Annotated in this window: 16 protein-coding genes; 3 read left to right on the plus strand and 13 right to left on the minus strand. The window is 46.5% G+C overall.

Annotated elements, in window-relative coordinates; all coding sequences use genetic code 11:
- On the plus strand, positions 1 to 903 hold the full coding sequence (locus AAHT65_RS19410) for a YegS/Rv2252/BmrU family lipid kinase (protein WP_268391784.1): 903 nt from the start codon (positions 1 to 3) through the stop codon (positions 901 to 903).
- A 119-nt stretch (positions 904 to 1,022) separates the two neighbouring features.
- Complete coding sequence (locus tag AAHT65_RS19415) at positions 1,023 to 1,400, plus strand: transporter (RefSeq protein WP_088117543.1); 378 nt, start codon at positions 1,023 to 1,025, stop codon at positions 1,398 to 1,400.
- An 85-nt stretch (positions 1,401 to 1,485) separates the two neighbouring features.
- Here AAHT65_RS19415 and AAHT65_RS19420 read toward each other — a convergent pair whose 3' ends face one another.
- The 8 genes from AAHT65_RS19420 to AAHT65_RS19455 all read right to left on the minus strand — a co-directional run bounded on the left by AAHT65_RS19420 (position 1,486) and on the right by AAHT65_RS19455 (position 11,546).
- Complete coding sequence (locus tag AAHT65_RS19420; RefSeq protein ID WP_343310688.1) at positions 1,486 to 2,748, minus strand: dihydrolipoamide acetyltransferase family protein; 1,263 nt, start codon at positions 2,746 to 2,748, stop codon at positions 1,486 to 1,488.
- 23 nt (positions 2,749 to 2,771) lie between these two features.
- Positions 2,772 to 3,755: a 3-methyl-2-oxobutanoate dehydrogenase subunit beta gene (gene bfmBAB, locus AAHT65_RS19425; RefSeq protein ID WP_003325505.1), complete on the minus strand. Its 984-nt coding sequence runs from the start codon at positions 3,753 to 3,755 to the stop codon at positions 2,772 to 2,774.
- A gap of 12 nt (positions 3,756 to 3,767) precedes the next feature.
- Entirely contained in the window at positions 3,768 to 4,760 is a 993-nt protein-coding gene (locus tag AAHT65_RS19430) for a thiamine pyrophosphate-dependent dehydrogenase E1 component subunit alpha (protein ID WP_010789157.1), read from the minus strand.
- Between the two features lie 14 nt (positions 4,761 to 4,774).
- Positions 4,775 to 6,196 carry a dihydrolipoyl dehydrogenase gene (lpdA, locus tag AAHT65_RS19435; RefSeq protein ID WP_094232399.1) on the minus strand — a complete coding sequence of 474 codons (1,422 nt, stop codon included), beginning with the start codon at positions 6,194 to 6,196 and terminating at the stop codon, positions 4,775 to 4,777.
- Between the two features lie 25 nt (positions 6,197 to 6,221).
- Entirely contained in the window at positions 6,222 to 7,313 is a 1,092-nt protein-coding gene (buk, locus tag AAHT65_RS19440; protein WP_081250972.1) for a butyrate kinase, read from the minus strand.
- A gap of 18 nt (positions 7,314 to 7,331) precedes the next feature.
- The gene (gene bcd / locus AAHT65_RS19445) at positions 7,332 to 8,426 is read right to left on the minus strand and encodes a branched-chain amino acid dehydrogenase (RefSeq protein ID WP_094232400.1); all 1,095 of its coding nucleotides are present in this window, start codon (positions 8,424 to 8,426) and stop codon (positions 7,332 to 7,334) included.
- An 11-nt stretch (positions 8,427 to 8,437) separates the two neighbouring features.
- On the minus strand, positions 8,438 to 9,343 hold the full coding sequence (gene yqiS / locus AAHT65_RS19450) for a phosphate butyryltransferase (RefSeq protein WP_343310690.1): 906 nt from the start codon (positions 9,341 to 9,343) through the stop codon (positions 8,438 to 8,440).
- 124 nt (positions 9,344 to 9,467) lie between these two features.
- Positions 9,468 to 11,546 carry a sigma 54-interacting transcriptional regulator gene (locus AAHT65_RS19455; RefSeq protein WP_088117548.1) on the minus strand — a complete coding sequence of 693 codons (2,079 nt, stop codon included), beginning with the start codon at positions 11,544 to 11,546 and terminating at the stop codon, positions 9,468 to 9,470.
- 151 nt (positions 11,547 to 11,697) lie between these two features.
- On the opposite strand from AAHT65_RS19455, the gene AAHT65_RS19460 reads away from it, so the two are divergent.
- Positions 11,698 to 11,940 carry a DUF2627 domain-containing protein gene (locus tag AAHT65_RS19460; RefSeq protein ID WP_010789163.1) on the plus strand — a complete coding sequence of 81 codons (243 nt, stop codon included), beginning with the start codon at positions 11,698 to 11,700 and terminating at the stop codon, positions 11,938 to 11,940.
- A gap of 72 nt (positions 11,941 to 12,012) precedes the next feature.
- Here the strand turns inward: AAHT65_RS19460 and prpB are convergent, their stop codons facing one another.
- The 5 genes from prpB to AAHT65_RS19485 form a co-directional block, all read right to left on the minus strand.
- Positions 12,013 to 12,918: a methylisocitrate lyase gene (gene prpB, locus AAHT65_RS19465; RefSeq protein WP_063638520.1), complete on the minus strand. Its 906-nt coding sequence runs from the start codon at positions 12,916 to 12,918 to the stop codon at positions 12,013 to 12,015.
- 19 nt (positions 12,919 to 12,937) lie between these two features.
- Complete coding sequence (locus tag AAHT65_RS19470) at positions 12,938 to 14,371, minus strand: bifunctional 2-methylcitrate dehydratase/aconitate hydratase (RefSeq protein ID WP_425524835.1); 1,434 nt, start codon at positions 14,369 to 14,371, stop codon at positions 12,938 to 12,940.
- A gap of 43 nt (positions 14,372 to 14,414) precedes the next feature.
- Positions 14,415 to 15,533: a citrate synthase gene (gene mmgD / locus AAHT65_RS19475; RefSeq protein ID WP_343310692.1), complete on the minus strand. Its 1,119-nt coding sequence runs from the start codon at positions 15,531 to 15,533 to the stop codon at positions 14,415 to 14,417.
- 88 nt (positions 15,534 to 15,621) lie between these two features.
- On the minus strand, positions 15,622 to 16,755 hold the full coding sequence (locus AAHT65_RS19480) for an acyl-CoA dehydrogenase (protein WP_063638522.1): 1,134 nt from the start codon (positions 16,753 to 16,755) through the stop codon (positions 15,622 to 15,624).
- Positions 16,756 to 16,792: 37 nt separating this feature from the next.
- Complete coding sequence (locus AAHT65_RS19485; protein WP_088117551.1) at positions 16,793 to 17,644, minus strand: 3-hydroxybutyryl-CoA dehydrogenase; 852 nt, start codon at positions 17,642 to 17,644, stop codon at positions 16,793 to 16,795.
- Between the last annotated feature and the right edge of the window lie 3 nt (positions 17,645 to 17,647).

The following is a 17,647-nucleotide window of genomic DNA, read 5'->3' on the forward strand; positions in this document are numbered from 1 at the left end:
ATGAGTTATCAAAAAGCTTTATTAATCTATAACGGGAATGCCGGCAAAAAAAATATAGAAAAAACGCTTGGCTCCGTCGTCCCTATTTTATCTCAATCTATAGATGAATTAATCATCAAGCCGACGAGGCGAAAAGATGATGCCTACCAATTTTGCAAAACGTTAGATGATACGATCGACATATTATTTGTTCTCGGCGGAGACGGCACTGTCCATGAATGTATAAACGGAATTGCGGCGCTCGATAAAAAACCTGCAGTAGGGATTTTGCCCGGAGGCACGTGCAATGATTTTTCGAGAGAACTCGGCATCCCCCAAAACCTTCAAAAGGCAGCAGAAGCGCTTGTGTCAGGGAAAAAAATCAGCGTTGATGTGTGTAAAATGAATGACCGCTTCTTTTTGAATTTTTGGGGAATCGGTCTTATTACAGAAACATCAAATAATATAAATGAAACAGAAAAAGCGCTTTTTGGGAAGATCAGCTATTTTACAAGCGCATTGCGGACGGTGTCATCAGCACAGCCCTTCCCTGTAAAACTGAACATTGACGGAGAAGAGCGGGAGGATGAAGCTGTTATGCTGCTGGTGATGAACGGACAATATATCGGCACAAACCGCATTCCGCTTCCAGACGCCAGCATCACTGACGGTTTAGCCGATATCCTCATTTGCCGCAGCACAAACCTTACCGCTTTACGCGAGCTGATGAATATGGAACAGGGCACTTTTGAGAATTTTGCCGGAGAGCTGTCTTACATTCAGGCATCGAAGGTAAAGATTGAAACCGAAAGTGAGATGAAGGTTGATACAGATGGTGAGGTGTATACACATACACCCGGCGTCATTGAAGTGCTCAATCAACATATTGAAATGCTGATTCCGCAAGAAGAAACTGAAGCGTAAGCATATTTCACCTGAGCTTTGCGGGCTTGGGTTTTTTGTTTGGATCGATATAGGCAAGTTCCCAATTCCCTGCTCCTTTCATAATATAAAGCAGAACGTATCATGAAAGGAGTTTTTTCATGTTTCCTTATTATTACTATGATCCTTATGCGTATGATTCTTATGGGTACGATCCGTATCGGCAGCCGACTTTACCAGCACCTCCCGGATTTGACGGACAGGGGCAGGGTCAGCAAGGTCAGTTCGGACAGCCGCCATCTGGGCCTCCTCCCAGTTATGTTCCGCAGCAATCAACGTATGCAATAGACCCCGGCGGAATCAGAGGCTGCTTATACCGTTTCACTTACATCCGCTTAGAAAACGGCAGAAGATTTTGGTTTTATCCGGTGTTTGTCGGCCGCCGTTCCATCGCTGGCTACCGCTGGAGACCGCGCCAATATAGATGGCAATACTTTGGAATAGACCTTGATGAAGTCTCTTCTTTCAGCTGCCACTAAAGACGAAATGCACTCACTGGCTGAGTGCATTTTTTTATCCATTAAAAAATCTCCTTTTGCCTTGGCAAAAGGAGACCACACTTTCTTAATAAACCGATGTCTTTTCGTCAATGGTTTCTAGTATTTGCTTCACTCGTCCGAGGAATCGGCCGCAAACGAGTCCATCAAGCACTCTATGGTCCAGAGACAGACACAGATTGACCATATCTCTGACCGCAATCATGCCATGCTCCATGACTACCGGGCGTTTGACGATGGATTCTACTTGAAGAATCGCAGCCTGCGGGTGGTTGATAATGCCCATGGATTGGACAGAACCGAATGACCCCGTATTATTGACTGTAAATGTTCCTCCCTGCATGTCGTCTGCTGTGAGTTTGCCGGCTTTCACTTTTTTTGCAAGGTCAGATATCTCTCTCGCAATTCCTTTGATTGTCTTCTCGTCGGCATGTTTAATGACAGGGACAAATAACGAATCCTCTGTAGCGACTGCTATTGAGATATTGATATCTTTTTTCTGAATGATCTTGTCACCCGCCCACATGCTGTTCATCTGCGGGAATTCTTTTAACGCTTGAGCGACCGCTTTTACGAAAAAGGCGAAAAAGGTCAGATTGAAGCCTTCTTTTTGCTTAAATGCGTCCTTGATGCTGTTTCGGTATGACACCATACTTGTGACATCCACTTCCATCATTGTCCAAGCATGCGGAATTTCCGTTTTGCTTCTTTGCATATTAGAAGCAATCGCTTTTCTGACACCTGTAACCGGGATTTCTATATCTCCTGCTGCAGACGCCGGCTGCGACGGCTGCTTTTTTTCCGCCTGCTGCGGTGCCGCTTCAGCTGTTTGAGGCTCTGGCATGTTTGTTTGCTGCTGCACGCCGGAGTCCACGATACTCTGAATATCTTTTCTCGTGATTCTGCCGCCCGCGCCTGTTCCAGTGATTTGTTCCAAATTGATGCCGTGCTCTCCGGCAAGGCGAAGAACGGCAGGTGAGTAACGTTTTTTACTTGATTGGTTATTAGCCGCAGGGCTGTCAGCCGCTTCGGTTTCTTTAGGCGCTGAGGCTTCCTGCTTTTCAGGTGTTTCTTCTGCATTTAGCGTTTCTTCTGTTTCTATCTTGCAGATCACTTCACCGATTTGCAGCGTCTGCCCTTCTTCTCCCACCAGCTCTGTGATTGTGCCGGTAAAAGAGGATGGGACCTCTGCATTTACTTTATCTGTCATGACTTCCGCAATCGGATCGTATTTATTCACTTTATCTCCGGAAGAAACAAGCCATTTGCTGATTGTTCCCTCCGTCACGCTTTCACCGAGCTGCGGCATTGTCATTTGTTGTATTGCCATGATCATGACCTCCTTACGTCTGTTTAAAACTCCGCCAATTCGCGCATTGCCGCTTCTACTTTATCCGGGTTCATCATAAAGTATTTTTCCATTGTCGGGGCATACGGCATGGCCGGTACGTCTGCGCCCGCAAGCCGTTTGATCGGCGCATCCAAGTCAAACAGGCAGTTCTCAGAAATAATCGCTGCCACTTCGCTCATGATGCTGCCCTCTTTGTTATCTTCCGTAACCAAAAGGACCTTCCCCGTTTTTGACGCGGCTTCAATAATCGCTTCTTTATCCAATGGGTAAACAGTTCGCAAGTCCACGACATGTGCGGATATGCCATCCTTCTCGAGACGCTCTGCAGCCTGTAAAGCAAAATGCACGCACAAACCGTAGGTGATAACCGTGATATCGTCACCTTCGCGTTTTACATCGGCCTTGCCAATCGGCAATGTATAATCCTCCGCAGGAACCTCTCCCTTTATAAGACGGTACGCCCGCTTATGTTCGAAAAACAGCACGGGATCTTCATCACGAATGGCAGCTTTTAAAAGGCCCTTCACATCATACGGAGTGGAAGGCATAACGATTTTAAGCCCAGGCTGATTCGCAAAAACGGCTTCTACCGACTGAGAGTGATAAAGCGCGCCATGCACACCGCCTCCGTAAGGGGCTCTGATGACGATGGGACAATTCCAATCGTTGTTTGTGCGATAACGGATTTTAGCCGCCTCAGAAATAATTTGGTTGACCGCCGGCATGATAAAATCGGCAAACTGCATTTCTGCGATCGGGCGCATGCCATACATGGCAGCTCCGATCCCTACGCCGGCGATGGCTGACTCAGCAAGCGGCGTATCCATCACACGCTCACTGCCAAATTGGTCGTACAGGCCGGCCGTAGCTTTGAACACGCCGCCTTTTTTTCCTACGTCTTCACCGAGCACGAAGACCTTTGAATCTCTTTCCATTTCTTCTTTCATTGCCAAATTGACGGCATCTATATAAGACATTACAGGCATTTTAATTCCCCCTTACTCCGCATAAACGTTATCGAGCGTGGACTCTGGAGCTGCGTAAGGCGCTTTCTCCGCTTCGTCTGTCGCTTGATTAACGATCGTCATGATTTCTTCAAGCATTTTTGTCTCCGTTTCTTCTGTGAGCAGCCCAGTTTCTTGTAAATAGGCTTGGTAATTGAGAAGCGGATCATTTTTTCGTGCTTCTGTGACTTCTTCCTTGGTTCTGTAGCTCATGTCATCGTCGTCGCTGGAATGGGGTGTGAGGCGGTCAGAGACGGTTTCGATCAGCGTCGGTCCTTCCCCTCTGCGAGCCCGCTCTCTTGCTTCTTTTACAGCTTGATACACAGTCAGCGGATCATTGCCGTCTACCGTGACTCCCGGCATGCCGTATCCGATGGCGCGATCTGAAATCTTCTCGCATGCAACCTGTTTATTATACGGAACAGAAATGGCATATTTATTGTTTTCACACATAAAGATCACCGGCAGCTTATGGACCGCTGCGAAGTTGGCCCCTTCATGAAAATCGCCTTGGTTGGAAGATCCTTCTCCAAATGTGACGAAAGCGGTGATGTCTTTTTTCTCCATGCGTCCTGCAAGAGCGATACCGACCGCATGCGGGACCTGCGTTGTAACCGGTGAAGAACCGGTTACAATCCGATTTTTCTTCTGTCCGAAGTGACCCGGCATTTGCCGCCCGGCGGAATTCGGATCAGCCTCTTTGGCAAATCCGGACATCATTAAATCCGTGGCCGTCATACCAAATGTTAAGACGACTCCCAAATCTCTGTAATACGGTAAAATATAATCGTTGTCTCTATCAAGCGCAAATGCCGCTCCGACCTGAGCCGCTTCCTGTCCCTGGCATGAAATGACAAACGGAATTTTCCCCGAGCGGTTTAACAGCCACATTCTTTCGTCAATCTTTCTTGCTAACAGCATGGTTCTATATATATCAATGGCTTCATTATCTGAAAGTCCTAATGCTGTGTGCCGATTTTTACTCATTCAAGTTGCCTCCTTTAAAAATGAATGGCTTTGCCGTCTGCAGCGAGAGCAGCTTCTCCGATCGCTTCCGAAAGCGATGGATGCGGGTGAATCGTATGGCCGATTTCCCACGGAGAGGCGTCAAGCACCTTGGCGAGCCCAGCTTCAGAAATCATATCAGTCACATGCGGACCGATCATATGTACCCCGAGAATATCATCGGTATCAGCGTCTGCGACGATTTTGACGAACCCGTCAGTTTCTCCGTGAACCAGGGCCTTGCCTATCGCCATAAACGGAAACTTCCCTATTTTAGTCTGATAACCGTTCTGTTTTGCTTCTTCCGCTGTCAGTCCTACACTTGCAGCTTCCGGGTTTGAATAGATGCACTTTGGCACAAATGCAGGATTAAGCGGAAGCGGCTCTAAACCGGCGATATGCTCGGCGGCGATGATGCCTTCACGGGATGCGACATGGGCAAGCTGAAGCCCTCCGATTACATCACCGATCGCATAGATATGTGATTCTTTTGTTTGATACGTATCGTTGACGGAAATGACCCCGTTTTCTGTCAGGATGTCGGTGTTTTCAAGGCCGATTCCCTCGACGTTCGCCTGTCTGCCGACGGATATAAGCATTTTTTCAGCGCTGTATGTTACGGTTTCGCCGTCTTTTTCCGCTTGGATACTGACTCCGTCTGCTTTTGTAAAGGAATCAGTCAGCACTTTCGAACCTGTTACAATCTCAATGCCTTTTTTCGCAAGCAGGTTTTGCATTTCTTTTGAAATATCTTTGTCCTCTGTCGGCAATATTCGATCAGCATATTCAATAACAGTCACCTTCACTCCAAAATCGTGAAGCATTGATGCCCATTCGATGCCGATGACGCCGCCGCCGACAATAATGATAGATTCCGGAAGCTCTTTCAATTGAAGCGCTTCGTCAGAGGTCAGAATATACTTTCCGTCCGCTTCCAGCCCAGGAAGCATCCTCGGCTTTGAGCCCGTTGCGATAATGACATGTTTCGGGATGAGCATATCATTGTCTTCACCGTTGTTCCGCTCCACAGAAATCGTTCCTGGCATCGGCGAGAAGATGGAAGGGCCCAAAATACGCCCGTACCCTTCGTATACATCTATTTTCCCTTTTTTCATGAGATGTTGGACGCCGTTTGCCAGCTTATCTACAATCTCTTGCTTGCGGTGCTGCACCTTTTCAAAATTAAGAGAAACATCCGATGTTTCAACCCCAAATTGAGCCGCTTCGCGGGACGTTTTGTAGACCTCTGCGCTTCTTAACAGGGCTTTACTCGGTATGCAGCCTTTATGAAGGCATGTTCCGCCGAGTTTTTCCTTTTCCACCACGGCTGTTTTCAAGCCAAGCTGCGCCGCTCTGATCGCGGCAACATAACCGCCTGTTCCGCCTCCGAGAATGACTACATCATACTCTGTCGCCATGTGACACACTCCTTTTTTTTAAAACTTATTCATTCGGATATCGTTTCGATTGTTCTTCACCAAGCAAAACCCTAAGCGCTCCTTGCGCCAATGACTGGAGCTCGTTTTCTCCCGGATACACCAATACGTCAGATATCCAATCTATGTATGACCTGATACTGGAAACAAAGCTTTTTCCGTAAGCCAAGCCTCCCGTCAGTACGATCACTTCAACTTCACCTTTTAACACGGCGCTTGCGGCTCCGATCTCTTTTGCCACCTGATACGCCATCGCGTCATAAATTAAGCGCGCTTTTTCGTCGCCGCTCTGAATCATGTTTTCAACTCTGACTGCATCAGTTGTATCAAGATATCCTAAAAGCCCGCCGGTACCTACCAGTTTCTTCATTATATCCTCTCTCGTATACTTCCCCGAGAAACAAAGATCTACAAGGTCCCCCGCCGGCACTGTACCGGCACGTTCAGGACTGAAGGGGCCTTCTCCGTGGAGTCCGTTATTGACATCTGCCACCTTCCCCCGGTCATGGACGCCGACTGTTATGCCGCCGCCCATATGCGTAACGATCATTTTCATGTTTTCATAACGTTTTCCGAGAGATGCCGCCGCTTGCCGGGCGACCGCTTTTTGGTTCAAGGCATGAAAAATGCTTTTGCGTTCGATTTCAGGCATACCTGAAATTTTGGCGAGTGCTGACATTTCATCCACCACAACGGGATCTACAATGTAGGATGGGATATTTAGCCCATCTGCAATTTCTCTGGCAATGATCCCGCCAAGATTTGACGCATGCTGGCCAGCATATCCGCTTTTCAAATCTTCAATCATCACATCATTCACTTCATATGTGCCGCCTTCTATCGGCCGAAGGAGGCCGCCCCTTGCACAAACGGCATCAAACTTTGAGATATTGATGCCCTGTTCGTGAAGAGACTCCAATATATGGCGCTTCCGAAATCCATATTGATCAATGATGCTGTGAAAGCGTTGAAGCTCTTCTGCGTTGTGCCTCAGTGTTACTTCAAAAATACATCGTTCATTATGAAAAACACCGATTTTCGTGGATGTTGAGCCTGGATTTAAAATGAGAATGCGTTTTTCATTATTTAGCACCTTCAAAACCTCCAGATGAATATCTTAGCGTCTGCTTAATATATGATGTCCGTTTTGAAGAAACTGGCTTCTGGACCGGCGCATCCGTGCAATTCTCTCTTCAGCCAAACGGTCTGCCGCCAAATAAGAAGGAATGCCGTCACGTGTTGAAATATCCAGAACACGTTCGATGTTTCCGTAAATTCCTTCTACCTTCTTCATCGCACGGTCCGCATTATATCCGTAAAGCTCATCAGCTACGTTGATGACGCCGCCAGCGTTAATTACGTAATCCGGCGCGTAAACGATGCCCATTTCGTGAATTTGGTCACCGTGGTGCGCTTCCTTCAGCTGATTATTCGCTGCGCCTGCAATGACTTTTGCTTTCAGCTGTTTAATCGTGCTGTCATTGATTGTCGCTCCAAGGGCACACGGTGCATAAATATCACAGTCTTGGGAATAGATATCGTCGGGATCAACAGCGCGTGCGCCAAAATCAGCAACAGCACGTTCTACCGATTGTTTATTAATATCCGTCACAATTAAATTTGCCCCTTCTTCATGAAGATGGCGGCAAAGATTATACGCGACATTTCCGACCCCTTGAACGGCGATTGTTTTGCCTTCAAGCGAGTCAGTGCCGAACGCTGCTTTTGCAGCGGCTTTCATCCCCTTATACACGCCGTAAGCAGTCACCGGGGACGGGTTGCCTGATGAACCGAATGCCGGGGAAATCCCTGTGACAAAGTCTGTTTCATCATGGATGATATCCATATCTTCAACCGTTGTGCCGACATCCTCAGCCGTGATATATCTGCCGTTCAGCCCTTGTATATAGCGGCCGAACGCACGGAACATTTCTTCATTTTTGTCTTTGCGCGGGTCCCCGATAATGACTGTTTTACCGCCTCCGAGATTTAAGCCGGCTGCCGCATTTTTATATGTCATGCCTCTGGCCAGTCTGAGCGCATCTTCTATAGCCGCTTCTTCATTCTCATACGTCCACATTCTTGTTCCCCCAAGCGCAGGGCCCAGTGTTGTATCATGGATAGCGATGATTGCTTTTAATCCGGACTGCTCATCTTGGCAAAACACCAATTGTTCATAATCGTATTGCTCCATATATTTGAAAAGTTCCATATCATTTCCTCCTAAAATTTGTGTTCCTGTGATGCGCATAACACGAGCGCAAGGGAATACAGTTTATTTTCCGCAGAATCTGCTCTGCTGGTTAAAGCAATTGGCGCCTTCGCACCGATAATGGCGGCGCCGACCTTTGCTTTTGCAAAATAAATCAGCGACTTATATAAAATGTTGCCCACTTCAATCGAGGGAACCAGGAGAATATCCGCGCGGCCCGCCACATCTCCAGTAATGTTTTTATGAGCCGCCGCAAGTTCAGAGACAGCGTTATCCAAAGCAAACGGACCATCTACAACACAGCCTTTGATTTGTCCGCGTTTGCACATTTGAGCCAAACTGGCCGCATGAAGCGTCGCCTCCATTTTCGGGTTGACGGTTTCAACAGCGGCAAGAGCGGCCGCTTTCGGATTATTGTTCCCTACCGCACGTGCGACATGAACGGCATTGAGCAGAATCTGCCGAAGCTCCTCCAAAGATGGCGCAATATTCATAGCTGAATCCGTCACATAAATCAGTCTGTCAAAGCCCGGAATTTCAAAAGCCGCCACATGGGAAAGAACATGCGAAGACCTGAGTCCGTCCTGTCTATTCAGCACTGCTTTCAGAAGTACCGATGTCGGCAAATTCCCTTTCATTAACACGTCTGCGTGCCGGCCGCTCACAGACTTCACTGCGATTCTCGCTGATTCTTCGGGAGTATCAGCATGGATAATATCAATATGGTGACTTGATATATTATGAGATGTAATGAGATCTTTCAGTTTTTCACCGTCACCTACAAGTAAAAATCTGGATGACAGGTACTCTGCCGCAAGTTTCACAGCTTGCATCACTTCTGAATCCTCTGCATGAGCTACTGCAATTGTTTTGTTTTTATGCAGCGATGCTTTTTCAATCAAATCTTTCAGCTTCATCAGTTACCACCTTTCCTGCTCCGTGTCAGGTTTATATCATGCAAGTTTTGTGCCATCTTTGAAAAGCCGGTGTCTTTCTAAGCTGAAAAGCACATCGTGCAGCTGATTGCGTTGTATCTGCATGTTATTGCATGCCATCATTTGCAAGACCGTATTTGTCCATTTTGTAATATAAATTCCGAATACTGACGCCAAGAGCTTTTGCTGTTTTCGTCCGGTTATAGCGATGTTTTTCCAGGGTTTGCTGAATCACGTGCGCTTCAAACTTTTCGACTGCTGTGGAAAGTTTTTCCCCCTCAATGTCAGGGAATGGAACGCCTGCTGCCTGATCGGTTCCGCTTGCTTTTTTCTCCGTTTCGAACACGCGCAAATGATCTTTTTCAATGTATTCCATATGAGGATTCAAAAATATCATCGCTCTGCCGAGAACATTTTCAAGCTCACGCACATTTCCCGGCCAATGATAGGAAGAAAGAGCGCGCAAGGCATTTGCAGTCAGCCCCTTTACATTGCGGCCGTAATCTTGATTGATTTTTGAAATAAGGCGTACGCTTAATTCCTCTATGTCCTCCATTCTTTGCCTAAGCGGCGGAATAGAGATGGGATAGCGATTGATTCGGTAATAAAGGTCTTCACGAAATTTGCCGTCAGCCATCGCTTTCTCAATATTTACATTCGTCGCCGCGATAATCCTGACATTGACGGGAATCGCCTTTGTCCCGCCGACTCTGACGATTTCTTTTTCTTGCAAGACGCGGAGCAATTTGGCCTGCGTGTTTTGCGTCAGCTCTCCTATTTCATCCAGAAAAATACTGCCGTTATTCGCTTCTTCAAACAGCCCTTTTTTCCCGCCTCGCTTCGCTCCCGAGAAAGCACCGTCTTCATACCCGAACAATTCAGATTCAAGCAGGGTTTCTGAAAGCGCCGCACAGTTCACCCGAATAAATTTGTTGTATTTCCGATCGCTGTCATTATGAATGGCGTGGGCAAACAACTCTTTTCCAGTGCCTGATTCCCCCCGCAGCAAAATCGTTGCCGGCGTTTTCGCCCCAAGCTTGGCCTGTTCGAGTGCGACCAGCATTTGTTCACTTTTTCCGATGATATCGTCAAACGAGTATTTCGCTTCCAGTGTGCGGATAATTTGCCTTGCCCGGTTGAGTTCAGCCGTCAGCATTTTGATTTCCGACACATCATGAATGACACCGACACTGCCTTTTAAAATTCCGTCCACAATAACCGGCGCTACATTGACGATGACATCCTTTTCGTTGGGGCCGACTTTCATTCTGACGCCCCGCACCGGTCTTCTTGTTTCAAGCACCTTCAAATGCATGCTCTCCCCTTCGGAAATGTCCGTATTCGCGGGTTTTCCGATCACTTCCTTTTCAGAAAGACCGGTCATTTTTGTGTAGGCTTTATTAATTAAGAGACCTGTCCCATTTTCATCGACGACGGAAATGGCTTCGTCCGAGGATTGAAAGATTGCCTCCAGCATCGTGCGGACTTCTTTTAAATTTGTCACTTCCTCCGCAAGCTCCACTGCGTCGGTTATATCTTTAAACACACACAGCGCTCCGAGCAGCGTGCCGCCTTCATCAATAATAGGCAGTCTAGTCGTGACAATTTGAAGGTGATCGCCTAAAAGCTGTTTTTGGTTGTATTCAGGTTCTCTTGTTTTTAAGATACGGTGCAGTTTCGTGTTCGGAATTACATCTTTGATAAGCCTTCCGATCACTTCTTCACGTTTTTTTCCAAGTATTTTTCCAGCCATATGGTTAAACAAAATGATTTCTTCGTTGATATCAATAAAAATCATTCCGTCATGGGTGGAATTGAAAATCCGATCGTGCTTATATGTTTGATCCTTCAGCATCTGAATGAGCTGCTGCTTTTCTTCCATGAGCTGAAACATCATATATGCCATCTTTCCCGGAATCACAATGGTCTGCTTATGTTTTTCCCGGAGCAGCTCTTCCAGCACAGCTTTATCGCCTGTGGTGTTGATCACGATATCAAGTTCACTTTTTATGTAGGGTTTCCAATCTGATGAAGTGGCGATTCCGTATTTCTCAGCTTCTTTTAAACCAGCCGCCTCCGGGTTTTGGTCAACAACCGCAATTACATGAATAAGATTTGTTTTCATCAATATATGTAAAAGCGCTGTTCCCCCTTTGCCAGCACCTATAATCAGCACCTTCTGCATCCCGATACCCCTTTGTATGAAAAAATTTGCATACCTATTTTTTCCGTTGCAATAATTTGCACAACCCTATGTTACCACGTTTTCTTCACTTGACAAAATATTTTTTCCGCTGGACAATAAAGGAAATGATAAGATAAAGGGGTTTTTCTGAATGGGTCGACTCATTGCGCTTTTGATTTTAGTGATCCCCGGGGCTGTTTCCGCTCTCGGCATAAAGCTCATGAGGGATATGCTGTTCGGCAATTTATTGTATCCGTTTCCTTCCCTCTGGCTTCAAGGCTTATCAGGGTTTATCTTTTTTCTGTTCGGCCTTTATATTTTAGCCGGCTTTATTCTTTTCAGAGACAGAAAACGCAATCAGGTCAGCCCGCGATTCAGAAAAAGAAAACTGTAAAAAAGGTTCTTTCGGCTTGAAAGAACCTCATTCAGCAGAGACCTCCATGGCCTCTGCTTTTTTCTATCCCTGTCATTCCTCAGTTAATATCGTCTTTGCGATTGATTTATCTAAGTCCTCGTAATCATCATAAAAAATCGTATCATATAATTCTTTTCTTGTTTGCATCTCCAGAAGCCCTTCTTTTTGTGATCCCTGTTCCTTGATCAGCCGAAACATTCGCTCAAATGCCTTTGCGGCAGTTCGAAGTGATGTTACCGGATAGATCACCATTTGAAATCCCATATCTTCAAATTCTTCCGCATGATAATAAGGTGTTTTTCCAAATTCAGTCATATTCGCAAGCAAAGGAGCGGTGATACTCTTGGCGAATTGACGGAACTCGCTTTCTGATTGAAGCGCCTCCGGGAAAATCGCGTCGGCGCCTGCTTCGATATATGCGGCTGATCGTTTGATGGCGGCGTCAAGCCCCTCTTGGGCCCGCGCATCTGTACGAGCCACGACAACGAGTGATGGCGCGACTTGTTTGATCGCTTTTATTTTTTGCGCCATTTCTTCTGCTGAAACAAGCTGTTTGCCGTTTAAATGACCGCATTTTTTAGGGAGCTGCTGATCTTCAATTTGAACGGCAGCCACGCGCGCTTCCAGCATTTCACGAGCGGTGCGGGCGGCATTCAATACACCGCCGAAGCCTGTATCAATATCCACAAGAAGAGGCAAATCGGCGGCCCGCACAAGATCTTTCGCCCTTTCTGCCATTTCAGACGATGTGACAATTCCTAAATCAGGGAGCCCCCTGCTGGCCGTATAGGCAGCCCCTGATAAATATATAGCGGAAAAGCCGGTTTGTTTTGCGATAAGAGCGGCCATCGCATCGTGTGCACCGGGAATTTGCAATATGCCCGGCGCTGACATAAGCGAACGGAATCGCTGCGCAAGCTCCTCTTGCGTTGACTGCTGATTAACAATCCAAGACATGTTTGAATCCTCCTTTTGCCTATAAAAATAAATCAATAAATTCGTTTACGCTCATAGCAGCCAGTTTTTCGTAGTTCGTGCAGTTCTCATAAATGTTTCGCTGCTGTTTTTGAGAGAAATGTGTTTCAATATTGGCTGAAAATTTCTCTAATAGTTTAGGAACCGCTTCTTCTCTCCGGAAACGATGGCCCAATGGGTATTCACATTCAATCATGTCAGTGCTCGTTCCGTCTTTAAAAATAACTTGAACAGCGTTAGAAATCGAGCGCTTATCCGGTTTAAGGTAGTCTGCCGTGTACGCCTTATTTTCGGTGACTTCCATTTTTTCTCTTAGTCTGTCTATTCTTGGATCACGCGCCGTTTCATCTTCATAATGATCTGCCGTAATGTCACCGTAGATTAACCCGATGGCGGTAATGTATTGCAGACAATGGTCACGGTCTGCCGGGTTGTGAAGCGGGCCTTTTTTGTCAATAATTCTGATTGCCGATTCGTGCGTATTGATGAGAACCCGGTCTATTTCATCAAGGCGGCCCTTCACTTGCGGATGGAGAATGACAGCGCACTCCGCCGCGGTTTGCGCATGGAATTCCGCAGGATAGGAAACTTTAAATAACACGTTTTCCATGACATAAGAATGAAGCGGACGGGCGAGTTTAATCTCTTTCTTATTAAATAAAACGTCCTGAAAGCCCCAGCCCGGAGCAGTCAAAGCTGTCGGGTAACCCATTTCCCCTTTTATCGCCATAATGGCTAAGTGAACACCTCTGCTTGTCGCGTCACCAGCCGCCCATGATTTTCGCGACCCGGTGTTGGGTGAATGCCGATACGTGCGTAAACTGGAATTATCAATCCACGCATGCGATAAAGCATTATTGATTTCTTCCCGGCCCCCGCCTAAAAGCTTTGTTACGACTGCAGCCGTCGCCACCTTTACAAATAAGACATGGTCAAGCCCGACACGGTTTAAGCTGTTTTCTAACGCGAGCACGCCTTGGATTTCATGGGCTTTAATCATCATTTCTAATACATCTCGTACGGTTAAAGGTTCTTTCCCTTCACTCATCCGCACTCTTGATACATAATCAGCCGCCGCCAAGATTCCGCCTAAATTATCCGATGGATGCCCCCATTCTGCTGCGAGCCACGTATCGTTATAATCGAGCCAGCGGATCATACATCCGATATTAAAGGCAGCACGGACAGGATCAAGCACAAACGGTGTTCCGGGAACTCTGCTTCCGTTCGGAACGACTGTTTCAGGAACAATCGGTCCGAGCAGTTTTGTGCATTCGGGATAATTCAATGCCAAAATACCGCAGCCAAGCGTATCAATCAGAACATGACCCGCTGTCGTAAATGCTTCTGAACTTGTAATCTCTTGATGTAAAACGTAGTCTGTCATTTCTTCTATTACTTTATCCATTTGATGAATTTCGTTCGTTTTTAACATTCTCCCATCTTCCTTTCGTACGTTCAGAATCTCTGCTTTTAGTTCACTTACTGTTTATATGCCTCGCTCCCGTGTAATGGACGCGCGGGCGGAATAGGCGATTATGAGCGTGCTGCTCCATGACGTGGGCGCATAAGCCGACCGTTCTGGCGCTGAAAAAGATAGGCGTATACAGAGGGATCGGAATCCCGAGCATCCAATACACCGGTGCCGCGTAATAATCTAAATTTGGATACAACCCTTTTTCTCTAAGCATCAGTTTTTCACCGGCTTCACACATGACGTGCAGATGGTCGTCCCCAGCCTTGTCGCATAGCTGCTGTAACGCCTCTTTCATCATGAGCGCCCTCGGGTCCATTTTCTTCATATACACTCTATGGCCGAATCCCATTATTTTTTCTTTCTTTTGCAGCTTTTGTTCTAGCAGTCTTTCAAAACCCGGCTTTGTTCCTGCTTGCAAAAGCATATGCATGACAGCCTCGTTCGCCCCTCCATGCAGGTTTCCTTTTAAGGAAGCGACGGCTCCCGTTAACGCGCCGTATAAATCTGACTGCGTGGAAGCGATGACTCTGGCGGTGAAGGTTGAGTTAGGCATCTCGTGCTCGCTGTACAGCACAAGAGAGCGGTCGAATATTCGTTCTTCCAATTCACTCGGCTCTCGGCCTGTGATCATGTATAAGAAATTCGCACTGTAGGATAAGTGTTTTAAAGGCTGCATAGATTCTTCTTGATGGATAATCCGATAACTATTGGCCACAAGGTTTGGCATTTTCCCCAAAAGCTGATAAGCACGGTGTTTGTTCACCTCCGGCGAGCGGTCGTCAATCTGGGGATCATAGCCGGCAAGGGCCGATATCCCAGTTCGCAAACCATCCATTGGGTGTGTGTTTTCAGGGAGCAGCTTAAACATACTGAGGATGTCAGACGGCAGCTCACATTCGCTTTCCACATTCGTTTCAAGTGATTTTTTTTCATGCTCATCCGGCAGCGAGCCCTCCAGAAGCAAATGAACCATTTCCATGTAGCTCTTTGTTTTAGAGAGTTCAATCAGATCATAGCCTTGAATTAATATCTGACCCGCCTCGGTATCAAGGTAAGAAATTTTTGTTTCAGCCGCAATGACGCCATCAAGCCCAGGTGAATATTTTTTATCGTTTTCCATTTTCATCATCCTCGCTTCATAGATTTTTAGCCCAAAATGGTCTGTTCTGACGTTGATCATGAAGGTTTGGCAGTATATTAGAGGTCGATTATTGGAGTATATATTTGGAGATGATTTGTCTTTGAATTTCATTTGTACCTTCATAAATTTGCGTTACTTTCGCGTCACGAAATAATCGTTCCACCGGATAATCCTTGGTATAGCCGTACCCTCCGTAAATTTGAACAGCGTCTATCGCCGCTTTCATCGCCGTGTCCGTGGCAAATTGCTTAGCCATGGATGCTTCCTTTCCGCATTTCAAACCGCGGTTATGAAGGTCGGCCGCATGGTAGACAAGATGTTTTGATGCCTCCGCTCTTGTCGCCATATCTGCAAGTTTAAAAGAAATGGCTTGATTGGACGCGATGGGTCTGCCAAACTGCACACGCTGTTTTGAGTATTGGACGGAATAGTCGAGAGCGGCTTCAGCGATGCCGAGTCCTTGCGCCGCGATGCCGATCCGTCCGACATCAAGATTTGCAAGCGCGATTTTAAACCCTTCACCTTCTTGCCCTAACAGGTTTTCCGCGGGAATTTCGGCATTATCAAAGATTAATTCTGTTGTGTTGGAACCGTGCAAACCCATTTTTCTTTCTTTTTTCCCGATTATAAAACCCGGCGTGTCTTTTTCTACAATAAAGGCAGAAATGCCCCTTGTGCCTTTTCCCGGTTCTGTGAGGGCAAACGTGACATATGTATCTGCCGCGCCGCCATTGGTGATAAACATTTTTGATCCGTTTAATACATATTTTCCATTCTTTTTTACTGCCGTTGTACGAATGCTGCCAGCATCTGATCCCGAGTATGGCTCAGTCAGGGCAAATGCGCCGAGGTATTCACCTGATGCAAGTTTGGGTATATATTTTCTTTTTTGCTCTTCTGTTCCGAAATACAGGATCGGATTCGTTCCGACGGATGTATGGACAGATAAAATGACTCCGATCGCAGCGCTGACTTTCGAAATCTCATGAATGGTCAAGATATAGGATGTAATATCAGCTCCCGCTCCTCCAAATGTTTCCGGAACAGGAATACCCATCAGACCGTACTCACCCATTTTCCGTATCAGCTGCAAAGGAAATTCATCTGTCATTTCCATCGTTTCGACAATGGGAGCTATTTCTTTTCTGGCAAAATCACGCACCATTTTCCGCATCATCACTTGCTCTTCATTAAAATACACGTCGGCCACCCCCGGATGGATTTACTTAGGAAGCTTATTACTCATAGGCATAAAACCCGCGTCCGCTTTTTTTGCCAAGCCATCCTGCTTTTACATATTTGCGCAGCAGCGGACATGGGCGATACTTGGGATCACCGAGCCCTGAATGCAAGACTTCCATAATGTAAAGACACGTATCCAGCCCGATAAAATCTGCCAGTTGAAGCGGACCCATAGGGTGGTTCATTCCAAGTTTCATTACTTCATCTATTGCCTCCGGGGCTGCTACTCCTTCATAGATGCAATAGACCGCTTCATTGATCATAGGGAGAAGCACCCGGTTAGACACAAACCCGGGAAAGTCATTTACCTCAACAGGCGTTTTTCCCATCTTTTCAGATAGATTTTTAACTGTTGAAAATGTCTCATCAGAGGTGGCCAAGCCGCGAATCACTTCTACCAGCTTCATAACCGGCACAGGATTCATAAAGTGCATACCGATGATGCTTTCCGGCCGCTTCGTGACTGCCGCAATCTCCGTAATAGGTAAGGAAGACGTATTGCTGGCTAAAATGGCATGCGACGGACAGATATGATCCAGTTTTTTGAATAGTGCTGTTTTCTCTTCCATGCTCTCTATGATCGCCTCAATCACAAAATCAGCATCATTCGCGTTTTCCAGATTGGCGGTACAGGAAATTCTGTTTATGATGGCTTCTATTTCCTCCTCTGTTTTCCGGCCTTTTTCCGCATCTCTTGCCAACTGTTTCTTTATGATGCCAAATCCCTTTTCAACAAAGTCCGGCTTCAGATCGTTCATCATCACATTGAAGCCTGCCTCAGCGGCTGTTTGAGCGATTCCCGCTCCCATTTGTCCCGCACCTACTACCATAATTTTTTTTATTTCCATATT

The organism is Bacillus atrophaeus (assembly GCF_039519175.1).
Lineage (GTDB): Bacteria > Bacillota > Bacilli > Bacillales > Bacillaceae > Bacillus > Bacillus atrophaeus.